Raw genomic sequence first — 845 nt, 5'->3', positions numbered from 1 at the left:
TGGTTACCTTGGCTTTCACGCGGGTACCTTCCGGGTACTTGCCCACGATATCGTGCCACGGATCTTCGCCCAGCTGCTTCAGACCCAGGGAAACACGCATCTTCTCGCGGTCGAACTTCAGTACCTTGACGTCGATTTCCTGGCCAACTTCCACGATCTCGCTCGGATGCTTGATACGCTTCCAGGCCATATCGGTGATGTGCAGCAGGCCGTCGATACCGCCCAGGTCCACGAACGCACCGTAGTCGGTCAGGTTCTTCACGATACCCTTGACTTCCATGCCTTCCTGCAGGGATTCCAGCAGCTGCTCGCGCTCTGCGCTGTGCTCTGCTTCCATCACTGCACGACGGGAAACCACGACGTTGTTACGCTTGGGATCAAGTTTGATGACCTTGAAGTCCAGCTCTTTGCCTTCCAGGTGCGCAACATCGCGAACCGGACGGATATCTACCAGAGAACCGGGCAGGAAGGCGCGGATCGGGCCGATGTCGACAGTGAAGCCACCCTTCACCTTGCCGGAAATCATACCTTTTACGATCTCGTCTTCGTCGAAAGCTTTTTCCAGCTCGCCCCAAACTTCGGCGCGCTTGGCTTTTTCACGGGACAGACGGGTGAAGCCCATACCATCATCGATGGCGTCTACAGCAACATCGACTTCGTCGCCTTCAACGATTTCCAGCTCGCCTGCCTCGCTGAGGAATTCTTCACGGGCAATAATGCCTTCGGATTTCAGGCCTGCGTTAACGGTTACCCAGTCGCTATCGATGGATACAACGGTACCCTTGATAATGGAGCCACGGGCAACGTCCAGGTCCTTTAGGCTTTCTTCAAAGAGATCAGCAAAA

General features: G+C 55.4%; 1 protein-coding gene. It reads right to left on the bottom strand.

What is annotated here, in order from left to right:
- Positions 1-845, bottom strand: an 845-nt coding sequence (locus A3754_RS04930) for a S1 RNA-binding domain-containing protein (RefSeq protein ID WP_156496807.1), incomplete at both ends; no start/stop codon positions are given.

The organism is Alcanivorax sp. HI0083 (genome assembly GCF_001635175.1).
Note: the sequence above shows the minus strand (reverse complement) of the source record. Positions and strands in the feature narration are given on the sequence as shown.